This window comes from Streptomyces sp. NPDC046557, from assembly GCF_040645975.1.
In the GTDB taxonomy this organism is placed as follows: domain Bacteria; phylum Actinomycetota; class Actinomycetes; order Streptomycetales; family Streptomycetaceae; genus Streptomyces.
Genome location: NZ_JBEYZH010000009.1, coordinates 83,779 through 99,332, shown reverse-complemented (window position 1 = coordinate 99,332; position 15,554 = coordinate 83,779). Strand labels below are relative to the sequence as shown.

The 15,554-nt window shown below is 73.1% G+C and carries 14 protein-coding genes and 1 pseudogene; 7 read left to right on the top strand and 8 right to left on the bottom strand.

What is annotated here, in order from left to right; all coding sequences use genetic code 11:
- Positions 1-100 precede the first annotated feature (100 nt).
- From ABZ934_RS18480 to ABZ934_RS18465, 4 genes are all read right to left on the bottom strand, one after another.
- Positions 101-721 carry a TetR/AcrR family transcriptional regulator gene (locus ABZ934_RS18480; protein WP_361314347.1) on the bottom strand — a complete coding sequence of 207 codons (621 nt, stop codon included), beginning with the start codon at positions 719-721 and terminating at the stop codon, positions 101-103.
- Positions 722-756: 35 nt separating this feature from the next.
- Positions 757-2,061, bottom strand: coding sequence for a hypothetical protein (locus ABZ934_RS18475; RefSeq protein ID WP_361314058.1), 1,305 nt, complete (start codon positions 2,059-2,061; stop codon positions 757-759).
- 62 nt (positions 2,062-2,123) lie between these two features.
- Positions 2,124-2,927, bottom strand: a complete 804-nt coding sequence (locus tag ABZ934_RS18470; RefSeq protein ID WP_361314344.1) for a hypothetical protein — start codon at positions 2,925-2,927, stop codon at positions 2,124-2,126.
- Between the two features lie 170 nt (positions 2,928-3,097).
- Entirely contained in the window at positions 3,098-5,242 is a 2,145-nt protein-coding gene (locus ABZ934_RS18465; RefSeq protein ID WP_361314055.1) for a right-handed parallel beta-helix repeat-containing protein, read from the bottom strand.
- Between the two features lie 556 nt (positions 5,243-5,798).
- On the opposite strand from ABZ934_RS18465, the gene hmgA reads away from it, so the two are divergent.
- Both hmgA and ABZ934_RS18455 read left to right on the top strand, forming a co-directional pair.
- Positions 5,799-7,130, top strand: coding sequence for a homogentisate 1,2-dioxygenase (hmgA, locus tag ABZ934_RS18460; protein WP_361314052.1), 1,332 nt, complete (start codon positions 5,799-5,801; stop codon positions 7,128-7,130).
- A gap of 53 nt (positions 7,131-7,183) precedes the next feature.
- Positions 7,184-7,933: a GntR family transcriptional regulator gene (locus ABZ934_RS18455; RefSeq protein ID WP_361314050.1), complete on the top strand. Its 750-nt coding sequence runs from the start codon at positions 7,184-7,186 to the stop codon at positions 7,931-7,933.
- 58 nt (positions 7,934-7,991) lie between these two features.
- Here the strand turns inward: ABZ934_RS18455 and ABZ934_RS18450 are convergent, their stop codons facing one another.
- The gene (locus ABZ934_RS18450; protein WP_361314047.1) at positions 7,992-8,159 is read right to left on the bottom strand and encodes a hypothetical protein; all 168 of its coding nucleotides are present in this window, start codon (positions 8,157-8,159) and stop codon (positions 7,992-7,994) included.
- A 159-nt stretch (positions 8,160-8,318) separates the two neighbouring features.
- Between ABZ934_RS18450 and ABZ934_RS18445 the strand changes: the two genes are divergently transcribed.
- Complete coding sequence (locus tag ABZ934_RS18445) at positions 8,319-9,461, top strand: type ISP restriction/modification enzyme (RefSeq protein WP_361314341.1); 1,143 nt, start codon at positions 8,319-8,321, stop codon at positions 9,459-9,461.
- Positions 9,462-9,479: 18 nt separating this feature from the next.
- On the opposite strand, the gene ABZ934_RS18440 is transcribed toward ABZ934_RS18445, so the two are convergent.
- Complete coding sequence (locus tag ABZ934_RS18440; RefSeq protein WP_361314044.1) at positions 9,480-10,217, bottom strand: TetR/AcrR family transcriptional regulator; 738 nt, start codon at positions 10,215-10,217, stop codon at positions 9,480-9,482.
- A 70-nt stretch (positions 10,218-10,287) separates the two neighbouring features.
- On the opposite strand from ABZ934_RS18440, the gene ABZ934_RS18435 reads away from it, so the two are divergent.
- From ABZ934_RS18435 to ABZ934_RS18425, 3 genes are all read left to right on the top strand, one after another.
- A complete protein-coding gene (locus ABZ934_RS18435) occupies positions 10,288-11,265 on the top strand; it encodes an ATP-binding cassette domain-containing protein (RefSeq protein WP_361314042.1) in 978 nt (325 codons plus the stop codon).
- Complete coding sequence (locus ABZ934_RS18430; RefSeq protein ID WP_361314041.1) at positions 11,262-12,050, top strand: ABC transporter permease; 789 nt, start codon at positions 11,262-11,264, stop codon at positions 12,048-12,050. Before ABZ934_RS18435 ends, ABZ934_RS18430 begins: the two co-directional genes overlap by 4 nt.
- 153 nt (positions 12,051-12,203) lie before the next feature.
- Positions 12,204-13,427, top strand: a complete 1,224-nt coding sequence (locus tag ABZ934_RS18425; protein WP_361314039.1) for a CaiB/BaiF CoA-transferase family protein — start codon at positions 12,204-12,206, stop codon at positions 13,425-13,427.
- A gap of 188 nt (positions 13,428-13,615) precedes the next feature.
- Here ABZ934_RS18425 and ABZ934_RS18420 read toward each other — a convergent pair whose 3' ends face one another.
- On the bottom strand, positions 13,616-13,885 hold the full coding sequence (locus tag ABZ934_RS18420; protein WP_361314036.1) for a hypothetical protein: 270 nt from the start codon (positions 13,883-13,885) through the stop codon (positions 13,616-13,618).
- Positions 13,886-14,199: 314 nt separating this feature from the next.
- Here ABZ934_RS18420 and ABZ934_RS18415 point away from each other — a divergent pair.
- A pseudogene (locus ABZ934_RS18415) lies at positions 14,200-14,433 on the top strand (serine/threonine protein kinase); the annotation flags it as partial.
- 219 nt (positions 14,434-14,652) lie between these two features.
- Here the strand turns inward: ABZ934_RS18415 and ABZ934_RS18410 are convergent.
- Entirely contained in the window at positions 14,653-15,465 is an 813-nt protein-coding gene (locus tag ABZ934_RS18410) for an SGNH/GDSL hydrolase family protein (RefSeq protein ID WP_361314033.1), read from the bottom strand.
- Positions 15,466-15,554: the final 89 nt, after the last annotated feature.

Below are 15,554 nucleotides of genomic sequence, written 5' to 3'. Positions count from 1 at the left end.
GGGGAGGGGTGCGCCCCGGTTGGGCTCCGGCCGGTTCGAGCCCGCCCCCGTGGGCACCGGCGGGGTACGAGCGCCGACTGCGAGGCGGTCGGCGGTGGTGTCAGTCCAGCACCCTGGCCAGGTACGCCTGCATCATGGCGCGGGTTTCGGCGACGATGCCCGGGTCCCCGGCCGGGTCGGTCCGGAAGGCGAGCTGTATGAGCGCGTCGGTGGCTTCGACGGCGATCAGCACCGCACGTTCCAGGGCGGCGTCGGGGGCGAGCCCGAGGTGGCGCGAGAGCAGCTCGGTGAGCCGGGCGGCGACCAGGTGGTTCGGGTCGGCAGCGGGCCCCTCGGCGGGTGGCGCGGGCACGCCGAAGTCCACGAGGGCGAAGCCGGGAACGCTGCGTTTCATGGCCAGGTACTCGTCGAGCACCGCGTCCACGACGGGCCGCCAGTGGGTGCTCGGGAGCTCGGCGAGCCGCTCCTGGATGCCCTCTGCGTAACGGTCGAGGTTGCGGTGCGCGAGGGCGATGGCCATGGCCCGCTTGTTCCCGAAGAAGCGGTAGACGGATCCGATGGGCACTCCGGCGCGCTGGGCCACGGCGCGGGTGCTGAGGTTCTCGTACCCGGTCTCGTCGAGCAGTTCGGCGCAGGCGTCGAGGATGCGGGCGAGGCGGTCGGCGCTGCGCTGTTGGATCGGGGTCCGGCGCATGGGCTGGGCGGGGGGCACGGGGTCCATCATGCCGCTCCTGGCGGGTGCCGGGGTCGGCGGCCTCAGTTCAGCAGGAGGCCGAGCCCGCCGACGGTGTACGTGATCATCAGCGCGAGCAGCGGCAGTTGGCCGGCGACGGCTTTCGCCGGCGGGAAGAGGCGTACGGAGCGGTCGTGGGCCGCGATGACTCCGAGGACGTGGCCGGTGACGACGGCGACGACTTGGAGCGTGGCGAGTCCGCCGGGGCCCAGTGGCGGCAAGGGTTCGGGGGCGTTGTCAGTGCCCACTGTCATGATTACCGTGCGTGGTCCTTCGGTGACGAGAAGGGAGAAGTAGTGGGCGGTGAGATAGCCGAGCGAGATCGGCACGAGTGAGTGCGCGAAGGCGGTCAGCGGGCCGGGGTGCGGGCCGCTGACGAGGCGGGTGGCCGCCGCGCACAGGCAGTAGAGCGTGGCGACGAGGCTGATGGAACCGAGGAGTCCGAGCGTGGCCGTGGGGATGCGGCCCAGGGGGGAGGTCTGTATCGCGTTGATCCAGGAGGGGTTGACGGCGAAGCCGTCGTAGGCGGTGGAACCGAGCAGGACACAGACGGTGGCGACGAGTCCGGGCCGCTCGGGCGTCGCGTCGAGTCCGTGGAAGGGGTTACGCAGGACCAGGCGGCCGTCGTCACGGCGGCCGAGGGGGGAGAGGCCGGCCAGGAGGGTGGAGTACGCCTCGAAGGCATCTGCGTCTGCGAACCAGTTCTCGCCGAAGCGGGCGGCGAGGGCGAGTTGGACGGCGGTGTAGCAGCCGAGGGCGATCAGGAGGGTGGTGGTTGATGCGGGATCAGGTGAAACGAGCTCCAGCCAGGTGAAGCCGAACAGTCCGACCGCGGCGGGCCGTTGGCCGAGCCTGGCCGGGAGCGGTCGACCGGGCCCCGGGCGGGGCAGGGCCCGGGCGAGCAGCCGGTGCAGGGTGCGCAGGGGGTTGAGGAGGCGCCAGACGGGGCCGAAGAGGAGGGAGGCGGGGACGAGTCCGACCCAGAGGAGGACGTAGACGGCGCCGGGAGCGGGGTTCCGGGCCGGATCGTCGGGACCGAACAGGAGGTGGAGGAGTACGGAGAGGGCTGCGGCGAGACCGAGTCCGCGCAGGGTAGTGCGGGTGGCCGGCGCGTCGGCCACCCGCTGGAGCCCGGCGGGCAGGGCCAGGCCGGAGCGGTCGCCGCGGAAGCGGGAGGTGGACCAGAGCAGACCGAGGGCGAGGAAGGAGACGAACAGGGCGGCGAAGGCACCGGCGAAGGCGTAGAAGGGAGATATGGGCAGATCGTGCTGGGATCCGATCCCGTGCGCGAGGAAGGTGACGGCCGGATCGGCCGGGTGCGGGACCACGTCCCGGCCTCCGCAGTCACCTCCCGCGCAGAGGGCGGGCGCCAGGAACGGTCGCGGTGGGGTCACCGGACGAGGAGTTGGGTGAGGACGAGACCGGACTCGTGGGTCTCGACCTCGAACAGGCCGGCACGGTCGGCCATCAGGACCAAGGTGGCCTCTTGGCCCGCGGGCAGGGCGAGTTCCTTGTCGTAGCCGTGCACGTGGAGGGTGTCCGCGCGGTCGCTGGTGACCCGAAGGGCCACGCGCTCGCCATGTGTCACCTCGATCCGGCCCGGGGCCGGGGTGACCTTGCCGTCCCGCACGGTGAGGGTGACCGTCCGGTCCGCCTGCGGGGTCGCCGGCGGCGGGGTTGAGTTCGCGTGGGTGTGGCCGGCTTCGCCGGGGCCGGCGCCGGTCAGCGGGACGGACGCCTCCACCGCCTTGCCGCCGACGGCCCAGACGGTGTGGTCATCGGCGTACAAGCGGACGGTCAGGGTGTGCGGGCCCTCGGGTACCTGCGCCGCGGGCAGGTGGAACCAGGGGCCGTACACCCGGGCCAGCTTGCGGCCGTCGAGTTCCAGGTGGGCGTGGCCGGCGCCGGGGAGGGCGGCGCCGCCCGTGCTGTCGGGGGTGAAGCGGAAGCGGGACACGGTCAGCTGGAGGTTCCAGCCGTCCTCGGAGTCGGGGCGCGCGGTGAGGCGCACCTGGGGCGCGCCCTCGGCCGGGACCTCGCGCCAGTGGTGGCCTTCGCCGTCCTGGGCGGGGAGCAGGGTGCCGACGTTGCCGGATGCCTGCTCGTGACTGGTGCCCGGTTTGTGGTGGGTGGTGGCACGGCCCCCGCAGCCGGCCGCCGCACCGCCTACGAGCAGCAGGAGGAGGGCGACCAGGGCGGTGGTCCGGGCGGTGTGGGCCGTCCGGCGGGGCGGGCGCGGGAGGGGAGGGGAGAGGGGGGCGGGGCGTGGAAGGGGGGAGACAGGAAGGAGGGGGGCGACGCGGAGAAGGGGGCTGCAGACGTCGCAGGTGACGCGGTCGGCCTGGTGGCCGGCGGGGTGGTCGCTCACTGGGGGCCTCCGGTGGGGTCCGGTGAGTCCGGGGTGACAGCGGCGCTCAGGGTCGGGGCCGGGCCTGCCGGGACGGGGACACGGTCACCGTCCGGGTCACCGCCGGGACCGGCGGGGCGGGCCGGGGCGGCGCCCGGGCGGGCGGAGGCGACGACCGCCCACAGGATCCAGAGCACCGCCACGAGACCTCGTATCCAGGCGGGGCTCAGGGGTATCCAGGGGATCATCAGGACGGCCTTGTCGAAGGCGTCGAGCAGGGTGAGCGCGCCCAGCAGCAGGGTCAGCCGGGCGAGCCAGGGCCGGTTCGACCGCAGTGCCGCCCCGGCTCCGGTCCACCAGAGGCCGAGGAGCAGCAGGGCGAGGGCGGGGACGAAGGTGGCTTCGAGCGTCATGGTGGAGCCGGCGACGTCCAGCACCAGCCCGGCCGCGCCCAGCAGGGAAGCGGCCGTCCCGAGGCGTGAGTGGCGAAGGCGGCGCCACCACAGCACTCCGCCGACCAGCAGCAGTACGGCGGCGACGGCGAGTGCGATCTGGGTCTGCACCCGCTCCAGGCCGCGGGCGCCGTACCAGTCGCAGCCCGCGGGGAGTTTGCGTGCCTGGACGTTGTAGTCGGCGCAGACGAGCAGTTGGACCAGCTTGACCGGTTCACCGGCCAGGCGCGCGGAACCGCCCGAGACCGAGCCGCGGCGGTCTCCGCACTCCGGCAGGGTGCCGGGGGTCGATCCGTCCGGGGCCGCCTGCCAGCAGTTGCCGGTGCCCTGGCCGTCCCACCACACGTCCATGCCGTTGGGGCGTGAGGTGCCCGACTTGTCCTTGCCGAGGATGTTGCCGGCGTACCGGTTGTGGTGGGAGGTGTCCGCCTGCTTCGACCACGCCTCCTCACCGCGGATGAAGGCGGGGACGGCGCTGAGGAAGAAGCCCGCGCGTCGGTGGCCGTACACCCAGTTGTTCTCGTACAGGTTGCGGTTCCCGCCCGCCGTGATGATGCCCGTGCCCGGGGGCATGGAGATCTGGGGGCAGACCACGCCTTGTTCGTAGCCGCGCTCGATGGGCGGCTTGGCGCAGGTGCCGTCCGCGACGTTCGGGTAGTAGTCCGCGTTGTTGTCGTGGATCAGGTTCCGCTCGAACTTGGCGTGGTTCTGCGGCAGTCCGGGGTGGCCGGGGAAGGCGCTGTCCATCGAGGCACCACCCATGTTCTGGTCGAACTCGTTGTCGTGCACCCAGACCGAGTCCCCGGCGGTTCCGGAGTAGCCGACCATGTTGTGGTGGCTGCGGCAACCGGTGATCTCGATGGAGTAGCGGGGGACGTCGTAGCCGCGGCCGTCGTTGATGTCGGAGGCGCTGCCGGGGTAGATGCCGGAGTCCCCGTTGCCGTAGGACTCGCAGTTCTTGTAGAGGCCGTGGTCGCTCGCGAAGGTCAGGAAGCCGTACTCGTCGTTCCAACGGGTGAGGACGTCATCGATGACGAAGCCGTCGCCCGCGAGCACGTAGAGCGAGTTGAAGGTGGTGCGCTGGGCGGTGAAGTTGCGGAAGTAGATGCCGTTGGACTTGTCGGCGCGGATGGCGTTGAGCTTCTGGTACTTGGCGTCGATGACCACGTCGAGGCGGGAGGCGCCGGTGCCCTCGATCTGGAGGTTCGTCTTGCCGAGGATGGCGACCAGGTTCTGGTTGTGGCGGCACTGCTCCTGCTGCTCGTAGGACAGGATCTGGTAGCCGAGCGCGGAGTTCGGGGCCTTGAGGTGGGCACATTCCCCCGTCGGCTTGGGGAGGGAGGGCTCCTCCTCGTACAGGCCGGGCAGGATCGCGATGTTCACCCCGGCCCGGTCGACGGCGTCGACGGCGTCCTGGAGGTGGCGGTAGCCGGTCTTCTCGCAGCGTTCGTAGAGGGTGAGGTTGCGCTGCTTGAGGTCTGCGGGGAAGGCGGATATCCGGCGCTCGAAGTCCGGTCGGTCCGTCTTGCAGACCAGCAGGTCGGGCTCGGCGGTGCGGTACTCGGGTACGGAGCCGGTTCCGTCGGGGAGGGTGACGGGGCGCTCCTCGTGCGCGGTGGCGGAGGGCGCGGCGGCGAGGAGGGACAGGAGAGCGAGGAGGGCGGCGGGGAGCACCGCCGGCACGGCAGGAATCCTGCGGGTCCACGGCATGCGCGAGAGAGTAGAGCAATGTTCATCTTTTCGGATCCCCTCGGGCGCGAATCACACCGAAGTCCGGCCAGAGGGGCGTGGCCGGGCGTGAGTCGATGCTCGGGGTGGCGGGCCACCGACGTGGCTGACGGGGGTGCGCCGCGCGGCAGGGGCCGCCGGGCGGTGCATGACGCCGTACGTGATCCCGCCTGAGCAATCCCGGCCGCCCCGCTGCGCATCGGGCTCCGCCCTCGCCTTCCCCGTCGGGTACCGCTGCGAGGTGCGCCTCGGCCACCGAGGTGACTGCGGGCGCACGCATGGAGGAGCAACCGCCCCGGCGTGCGCCCGCGCCGGGCCGCACCGCCAAGGTGCCCCGCTACCCAGACGCTCGGGCGCCGGGCGCCGCCCCGCCCCCACCCCGCCCCCCACCCCGGCTCCGGCCCCGGCGCCCACGCCCAGGCGCCGGCGCCCCACCTCGACCCCAGGCCCCCGCCCGCGCCCCGGTGGCGTTGACGGGGGACGGGGGAGAATCCTACTGTCAGGCATAGGATTCCTTCGTCAGACACGGGAGCGTTGCATGAGTGACGACGGCAGCACCAGCGAGCGGGCCTCCAAGATCGCGGAGGGGCTGGCGTACCTCACCGGCTTCGGGAACGAGCACAGCTCCGAAGCCGTTCCCGGGGCGCTCCCCCGCGGGCGGAACTCGCCCCAGCGCTCCCCCCTCGGCCTCTACGCCGAGCAGCTCAGCGGCAGCGCGTTCACGGAGCCGCGCACCCACAACCGCCGCTCCTGGCTCTACCGGATCCGCCCCTCGGCCGCGCACCCGCCCTTCACCCGCGCGGACAACGGTGCCCTGCGCACCGCGCCCTTCACCGAGACCGCCCCCGACCCCAACCGTCTGCGCTGGAACCCGCTCCCCGACCCGGCCCCCGGCACCGACTTCCTGGCCGGCCTCTGGACCCTCGGCGGCAACGGCGACGCCACCCAGCGCACCGGCATGGCCATCCACCTCTACGCCGCCAACGCCCCCATGACCGACCGGGTGTTCAGCGACTCCGACGGCGAGCTGCTCATCGTCCCCGAGCGCGGTGGTCTGCTGCTGCGCACCGAACTCGGTCTGCTCAGCGCCCGCCCGGGCGAGATGGCGTTGGTCCCCCGCGGCGTCCGCTTCCGCGTGGAGCTGCTGGACGCGGACGCCCGAGGCTACGTCTGCGAGAACTACGGGCAGCCGTTCGAGCTGCCGAACCTCGGCCCGATCGGCGCCAACGGCCTCGCCGCCGCGCGGGACTTCCGGGCTCCCGTGGCCGCGTACGAGGACGTCGAGCGGCCGACGGAGGTGGTCAACAAGTTCTGCGGGAACCTCTGGTCGGCGACCTACGACCACTCGCCGCTCGACGTGGTCGCCTGGCACGGCACGCACACCCCGTACGTGTACGACATGCGCCGCTTCAACGTGATCGGCTCCATCAGCTTCGACCACCCGGACCCGTCGATCTTCACCGTCCTCACGTCGCCCTCGGACACCCCGGGGCTCGCCGGCGTGGACTTCGTCGTCTTCGCGCCCCGCTGGCTGGTCGGGGAGGACACCTTCCGCCCGCCGTACTTCCACCGGAACGTGATGAGCGAGTACATGGGCCTGATCGAGGGCGCCTACGACGCCAAGGCGGAGGGTTTCGTGCCGGGCGGCGGCTCGCTGCACAACATGATGTCCGCGCACGGGCCGGACCGCGAGACGTTCGACCGGGCGAGCGCCGCGGAGCTGAAGCCGCAGAAGATCGACGACGGCCTGGCCTTCATGTTCGAGACGCGCTGGCCCGTCACCGCCACCGCGCAGGCGGCCGGCGCCGAACACCTCCAGCGCGGGTACGACGACGTGTGGCAGGGTCTGGAGCGCCACTTCCGCGCCTAGAGGTCGTCGGCCGTCGAAGTCCCGACCACTTCCCGCCCGTACGGAGAAACACCGTGACCGCCTTCGCCCCCGACTCGCTGGTACTGAACCGGAAGCTTCCGCTCTGGTACCAGGTCTCCCAGTCGCTGCGCGCCTCGATACTGGGCCGCACCCCGGACGCCTCGCTGCGGCTGCCCACCGAGGAGCAGTTGGCCGAGCACTACGGGGTGAGCGTGCTGACGATGCGCCAGGCGCTCAAGGAGTTGGAGGGCGAGGGCCTGATCAGCCGGCACCGGCGGCGCGGCACGTTCATCGAACCGGGCGCCCGACGCGGGGCCCCGGTCCGGCTGCTCGGTTCGGTGGACGCGATCGTGGCCCAGCAGTCGGGCGAACGTACGACGATCCTCGGCCACGCCCGCGTGGTGGTGGCCGGGGACCTGCTGGAGCACTTCCCGGACACCGCGGAGGTGGTCACGTACCGGCGCCTGCGCCACGACAGCGAGACCGGCGAGCCGAGCAACTGGGCGGAGAACGCGGTCCTGCCGGAGCTGGCCTCCGCCATCGATCCGGCGGACCTGGAACGCTGGCCGATGACGAAGGTGATCCGGGACATCGTGGGCGTGAAGATCAGCCGGATCACCGACACGGTGGAGGCGCGGCTCGCCGATCCGGAGACGGCCGAGCTGTTGCGGGTCCCGCTGCTCAGCCCGATCCTGCACTACACGGGCGTGACCTACGACGCGGACGGGCGGGTCGTGGACGTCGCGCGCATCCGCTATCGGGGTGACCGGTTCTCGTTCACGGTGACCGTCGACGCCACCTGATCCGAGCGTCCCAAGCGTCACCAGCGCCCGAAGATCCCCGAGCACAGCCCCACCGCTGTCAGCGCTTCCGCTCCTCTTCCTCCGCGCCCCGCTCGCCCTCCGCCTGGGACGGTGTTCCGCGCATGGTCTGCGGGTGCCGCTGTCCCTTCTCCTTCTCGTCCATGTCCTCGTCGAGGCGCTCGCCCTCGGCCTGCGACGGGGTCGAGTATTCGTCGTACTGACTCATGACCGCCTCCTACCGGAAATGCTCCCCAAACGCCTCCATAGGCGTACACAAGGAGCGTAACGCTTCGGCCGGGACCGGGCCCGGCCGCCGCTCGCCGTCGATACCATCGGCCGCGTGAGCACCGACGTACCGCCGCAGAACCCGCTGCTGGACGATCTGATGCCCTGGGCCGTGCGCCCCCCGCGCCTGGGACGGGACTGGGTGGCCGCGCCCGACCCGGCCACCCTGCGGTCCCGGTGGACGGCGCTCGTGGCCGCCGAAGGAGCGGAGCGGGAGCGGTTGTTCCGGCCCGCCCGGGGCCGTACGCCCGCCACCGGGGCGGCCGCCCTGCCCGGGCAGCGCTCCGAGACCGCCCCCTTCGCCGTCGCCCCCGGCTCCTGCCCGCAGCCCGTACGGATCCTGCGCGCCCCCTTCGACGAACAGTGGCTGCTGCCGGACCAACGGCTCATCGACGCGGCCCGCCCCGAGCTGTGGCGGGTCCGCGACGATCGGCAACTGTTCCTCGTCGAGGCCACCGAGCCGCTGGTCACCGCCCACCTCCCGGTCGGCCGGCTCGGCCGCGTGCGCCCCCTGCACCGACGTCCGGGCGGCACGGAGCCCAATATCGCTCCGGGGCTGCCGGCCCTGCTGGGCGAGCGGTACGGCGGCCGGGTCGGCCCGGAGGACGTCCTGTGCTGGATCCTGGCGGCGGCCCGCCCCGGGCCCCGAGGGGCGTACGAGGTCCCGCTCGCCGCCGACCCGGAGCGCTGGCGCGCCGGGCTGGAACTGGGACACCGGCTGCTGGCGGCGCAGGTGCGCGGCGCGCGGGGCGGGGACGCGCCCCGGCTGCCGGGCGGGCGCCGGCCGTACGTCCGCTCGGCGGTCACGACGTGGCCGGGCGCGCTCGCGTACGACCCGGAGGCCGAGACGCTGTCCTTGGGGAACGGGAGCATCTCCCCTGTACCGGCGGGCGCGTGGGAGTACGAGGCGCAGGGCACGCGGGCGCTGGAGACCTGGTTCGACGCCCGCACCGCGCACCGGGCGGCGGCGGGGACGGAAGGGCCGGAGGCGGCGGGGCTGGAGGCGCTGGGCCCTGCCGAGTGGCCGCAGGCCTGGACCTCGGAGCTGCTGTCGCTGGTGACGACGCTGGCGCTGCTCGCCGACCTGGCCCCGTTGCGGGCGGCGTTCGAGCCGGGGCCCTCGTTGTCGATGGACGCTCTCACAGCCGCCGGGGTGCTGCCGCCGCCGCGCTGGGCCCGGCGCCCGGCCTCGGTCCTGGACCACCGGGAGGAGGGGCCGGGCGGCCAGTTCGCCCTGTTGTGACAGCGCCTGTCGTAGCGACTACTTCCCCCACGCCCCCAGCAGTCGCGACACCGAGCGGTCGAACGCCTCGCCCAGGTCGGCGGGGATACCCGTCCATCCCGCGAGGGCGGCGGCCAGCCTCGGGTACTCCCCCGTCGCGATGCGCGAGGTCAGCCAGGCCGTCCGTACGTCCTGCTCGTCGGCCTCGCTCCAGGGCAGCGTGCGCGCGCGTTCGGCCAGGGCCAGTTCGCTCGACACGAACGTGGCCACGGCGCCGTTGACGGCGGCGATCAGCTCCAGCTTCTCCCCGTCCGGCAGGTCCAGCGGCGCCAGACAGGCCAGGCCGTGCTCCAGGTACCGCAGGGCGTTGGGGCTGAACCCGTGGACCGGGCTCAGCAGCCGGGGCAGCCAGGGGTGGCGGTGCATGAGCGCCCGGGTCTGGCGGGCCAGGGCCAGCAGGTCGGCGTGCCAGTCCCCGGTCGGCGGGACGTAGGAGTACTCGCCGCTCACCGCGTCGACCATCAGCTCGTAGAGGTCCTCCTTGCGCGGGACGTAGTTGTAGAGGGACATCGTCCCGGCACCGATACCGGCCGCGACCCGTCGCATGGAGACGGCGTCGATCCCCTCCGTGTCCGCGATCCGCACCGCTTCGGCCGCGATCGAGTCACGGCTGTGCGCGGGCCGCGGGCCCCGACCCGCGCGCTGCGGGCGGGCCCAGATCACTTGGGGTTCGGCGGGGCGTCCGCCGCCGGGTGTCATCCGCTCGACCTCGTCCATCGCACCGTCACCTGATCCATCGCCCCATCGTAGTTACGTACAGCGTACGCAGTGCGGTAGGGTCTGGCACATGACTACTACGTACGCTGTACTTAGTGAGGGTCTGGAGAAGAGCTACGGGGACGTCCACGCCCTGCGCGGGCTGGACCTGGCCGTGCCGTACGGGGCGGTCTGCGGCCTCCTCGGCCCCAACGGCGCGGGCAAGACCACCGCCGTCCGCGTCCTCGCCACCCTCACCGCCCCTACCGGCGGCCGCGCGCTGGTCGCAGGCCACGACGTCACCCGCGAGCCGGTCGTGGTGCGCCGCGCCATCGGGGTCACCGGGCAGTACGCCTCGGTGGACGGGGACCTGACGGGCCGCGAGAACCTGCGGCTCTTCGCCCGCCTGGCGGGGCTGCGCGGTGCCGCCGGCCGGAGCAGGGCCGACGAACTGCTGGAACGCTTCGCCTTGGGCGGGGCGGCCGACCGGGTCGCCTCCACCTGGTCGGGCGGCATGAAACGGCGCCTGGACTTGGCCGCCGGGCTGATCAACCGCCCCCGGGTGCTGTTCCTGGACGAACCGACGACCGGCCTCGATCCGGCGGCCCGCGAGCACATCTGGACGGCCGTACGGGAACTGGCCGACGAGGGCACCGCCGTCCTGCTCACCACCCAGTACCTGGAGGAGGCCGACCGGCTCGCCGACGACATCGTGGTCGTCGACGGCGGCCGGGCCGTGGCCGGCGGAACCCCGGCCGAGCTCAAGGCCCGTATCGGCGCCCGCGCCGAGGTCACCGTCACCGACCGTGCGGCCCTCGCCGGCGCGGCCGTCGTACTCGACCAGCTCACGGGCGGCAGTCCGGTCGTGGACGAGGGGCGCCTCACGGTGGGGGTGACGGTGCTGGACGGTGACCTGACCCTGCCCCGGATCATCCGCGCCCTCGACTCCGCCGGCATCCCGCTCACCGACGCCGCCCTGCGCCCGCCCACCCTCGACGAGGTGTTCCTGCGCCTCACCCGGGTCCGTACCGCCACCATCACCGAGCACGCGAAGGAGAACGCGGCATGAGCACCCTGCTGTCCGACGGCGGCGCCGTCTTCACCCGACAGTTGCAGAAGGCGCGCCACGCGCCCGCGCTGCTGATCCTCACCCAGACGATGCCGATCACGATGCTGCTCTTCTTCGGCTACGTGTTCGGCAGCGCGCTCGCCATGCCGGGTTCCGAGTACCGGGAGTTCCTGGTGCCGGGGCTGCTCGCCGCCACCGCGGCGAACGGCCTGATGACCGGCATGTTCACGGCCGCCCAGGACGCCCACCGCGGGGTGATGGACCGCTTCCGCACGCTGCCGATGAGTCGGGCCGCCGTACCGCTCGGGCAGACCGCCGCCGATCTGCTGACGACGGCGCTGTCGATGGTGCCGCTGATGCTGGTGGGGCTGGCGATGGGATGGCGGGTCGAGAACGGCCTGCCGGGCGCGCTCGGCGCCCTGGGGGTGCTGTTGCTGTTCCGCTTCGCCATGGCCTGGACGGGTACGTACCTGGGGCTGCTGAGCAAGAGCGAGGAGGCGGCGGGCCAGTTGGGCAGCGCGACCTTCGTCCTGCCGATGCTCTCCAGCGCGTACCTGCCGACCGCCGGGCTGCCCGGGTGGCTGCGGGCGGTGGCCGAGTGGAACCCGATCAGCGCGGTGGCGAGCGCGGTGCGCGCGCTGTGCGGGAACGCGGGCGGCGAGGCCGCGGCGGGCGCCGCCTGGCCGGCGGCACATCCGGTGGCAGGGGCGGTGCTCTGGTCCCTGGTACTGCTCGCGCTGTCGGCGCCGGCGGCCGCCCGCCGGTTCGCCCGCGGCCGGGACTGACCCCCCGACCCGGGCCGCCCACGACCGGGACCGACAGCGGCCGGGACCGACCACGGCCGACAACCGCCCTCGGCAACCCGGGCGCCGGAACTCCCGAGATCTCGGCACTGTGCGGGATGACAGGCCCGGGTCCCAGCCGGTAGGCAGGCTGTCATGGCTCCCGATACGCACCCCGCGCCGCCCGCCGCCGATCCGCTGCCCCTCGACGGCGTCACCGTCGTCGCCGTCGAACAGGCCGTCTCGGCCCCCTTCGCCACCCGCCAGCTCGCCGATCTCGGAGCACGGGTGGTCAAGGTCGAGCGCCCCGACGGCGGCGACTTCGCCCGTGCCTACGACACCACCGCCCAGGGCCTCGCCTCGCACTTCGTCTGGGCCAACCGCGGCAAGGAGTCGATCGCGCTGGACCTCAAGGATCCGCGGGGGCGGGAGGTCCTGCACGGCCTGCTGGACGGCGCCGACGTCTTCGTCCAGAACCTCGCCCAGGGCGCCGCCGCCCGGCTCGGCCTCGACTCGGCCGCCCTGTGCGCCCGTTATCCGCGGCTGATCGCCGTGGACATCTCCGGGTACGGCCCCGAGGGCCCGTACGCCCACAAGCGCGCCTACGACATGCTCGTGCAGTGCGAGGCGGGGCTCGTGTCGGTGACCGGCACCCCGGAGCAGCCCGTCAAGGCGGGTATTCCGGCCGCCGACATCGCGGCCGCCATGTACGCCTTCTCGGGGGTGCTCGCCGCCCTCCTGCGCCGCGGGACCACCGGGCGCGGGGGCCGGGTGGAGGTGTCGATGCTGGACGCGCTCGCCGAGTGGATGGGCCACCCCCTGCACCACACGATGCACGGCGGGCGGCAGCCGGTGAGGACCGGCCTCGCGCACGCGGTCATCGCACCCTACGACGCCTACCCGACCGCCGACGGGGACCGCGTCCTGCTGTCGGTACAGAACGATCGCGAGTGGCGCCGCCTCGCCGAACAGGTTCTGGAGCGACCGGAGTTGGCTGACGATACGGCGTACGCGACGAACGCCGCGCGCACCCGAGGCCGGGAGAAGACCGACGCGGTGGTGGCCGAGGCGCTGGCCGGGCTGGACGCGGACGAGGCGATCGGGCGCCTGGAGGCGGCGGGCATCGCCTGCGCGCGGCTCAACTCGGTGGCACGGGTGGCCGCGCACCCGCAACTGGCCGCCCGGGACCGCTGGCGGGAGGTGGGGTCACCGGTCGGCCCACTGCGGGCGCTCCTGCCCCCGATCGGGCTGCCGGACGGCCCGCCGCCCCGGATGGGCGCGGTGCCCGCGCTGGGTGAGCACACCGAGGCGTTGCTACGGGAACTGGGGATGGCCGACGAGGGGATCACGGCGCTGCGCCGGGACGGTGTGATCGCCTGACGGGGACGGCGGCCCGGCCGCGGGCCTCGCGACAGCGGGTCCCGGCGTCCCGGCGCGAGCACGCGCGGGGACACCGGGACATCGGCAACACCGGGGCGCCGAGCGACCGGAGCGCGCCATGGACGAGCCGTGGACAAGACGGGGCCGGGGGGTTGCGGCCGGGCCGACCGGCCGCCTCGCGGGGACGGTTACGAGCGGCGGCTGCCGAAGAGGGTGCGCCGCAGCCGGCGCAGCGGCGCGAACAGCGCGACGCGCGCGCTCCGGCTCCGCTGGACGTGCGTGTGGTCGCGGAAGGTGAGTTCGCGCATCAGCAGCGTCGCCTCCGCGGTCTCGTGGTGCGGGACGGCGGGTCCGCCCAGCACGGCGAGGTGGCGGTCGAGGCGCGAGCTGGTCGCACTACTGCCGCAGGTGATGGCAGGCACGCGGGGCGGCCTGCTGCGCATTGCTATCTGTTCCATGTCTCTCCCCACCCGTACGAGGGCACCCGGCCCGGGCAGGTTAACCCTATCGCCCCCGGGTCGCCCCCGGGTATCCCGGTGGTGTGAATTACCCCTATACCTACGGGGAGTTGACGATTACTCAGTGCAGTCGGCGATCACTCTCCGCACAGGTTGGAGGATGCCTGACCCGTCTCCGGGGCCTCCTCGCGGCAGTCCTGTCACCACCCGTGTCCACGCGCGCCCGCTGCGCTGACTCCGAGTGATCATCCGGTGACGGACACGGGGGGCTCCGGTGAGCGGGAACGTGGATGGGGACGGGCGTGTCGTCGCCGGACCTGTGGTCCCTCGGCGTGCTGCTGTACGCGGCCGTCGAGGGAGCCTCGCCGTTCCGCCGGGACACCCCGCTGACCACACTGCGGGCGGTGGTGGAGGACGAGCTGCCGCCGCCGCGCCGGGCCGGGCCGCCGGCGCCCGTACTGGAGGGGCTGCTGCGCAAGGACCCGGCCGGGCGGCTGTCGGCGGCGGAGGCCACCCGGATGCTACGGGTGATCGGCGCGGGTGGGACCCTACGCGACCCGGGCGGTCCGGTGGCGCGGCCGGACGCGCCGAGGTGGAGTACCGCTGCGTGACGCGCGGCGAGGCCGGCTCGGACGCCGGCCGGCAGGGCGTCACCTACGAGGCCGGCGGCGCGCGGACCGCCTCCTCATTCCGTTCCACCGGCCCCCTCCGCCTCCCCGAGCCGGACACCGGACCCGGGGAGCACGCCGTAGCGGCCGATCGGGGCGTTACGCCTTGCCGGCGAAGACGGGCAGGTAGCCGCTCGACTGCCCGGTGGCGGTCGGGTGGTAGGACTCGCCGATATCCGCCCAGTTGAGGCTGTGCAGCCATGCGCTGCCGGAGCAGATCTCGTGTCCGGTGAAGGCGCTGGTCACCGAGGCGAAGGTGAAGCCGTGGTTCGCGGCGCGTTTGGCGATGGCGGCGTTGAGGTAGTCGGCGGCGCCGTTGATGGCGCTGCGTTCACCCTCGGTCAGTCCCGCGATGCAGGAGCCGTTGAGCTGGTAGAAGCGGGGATAGCCGAGGACCACCACGTGGGCGGCGGGGGCGCGGCCGGTGATGGCGTTGTAGACCTGGTCGAGCTGGCCGGGGAGGGTCGAGTCCACGTACGCCTTGGCCTGGTTGACGCGGTTGACGCAGGTGGACTCCGACTGGAGCACACAGGTCGTCATGACGTCTGAGAATCCGGCGTCGTTGCCGCCGATGGTGATGCTGACGAGGTCGGTGCCGGAGTTCAGCGGGCCGAGCTGGCCGGAGAGGACGTCACCCGTCCGGGCGCCCGAGCAGGCGACGAACGAGAAGGTCTGCGGGGAGTGGGCGGCGGCCCACAGGGCCGGGTAGGCGCGGGAGGTGCGCTTGCAGTCGCCGCTCCCGCTGTCGTAGTTGCCGGAGCCCACGCCGGAGGAGTACGAGTCTCCGAGGGCTACGTAGCCGAAGTCGGCCTGGGCGGAGGCGGCCGCCTGGCCCGCGCCGAACAGGGTGGCACCCGCGGCGAGTAAGAGGGCGGAGGTGAGGGTGGCGAAGCGCGACAGGCTCTTGCTCATGTGTGCGGCTCCTAGTGGGGGTTACTCCTGAGTCGTTGGTACAACGAGCACGGCCTGGCTGGAAGTGTTCATGCCAAGAATGTTCGGAG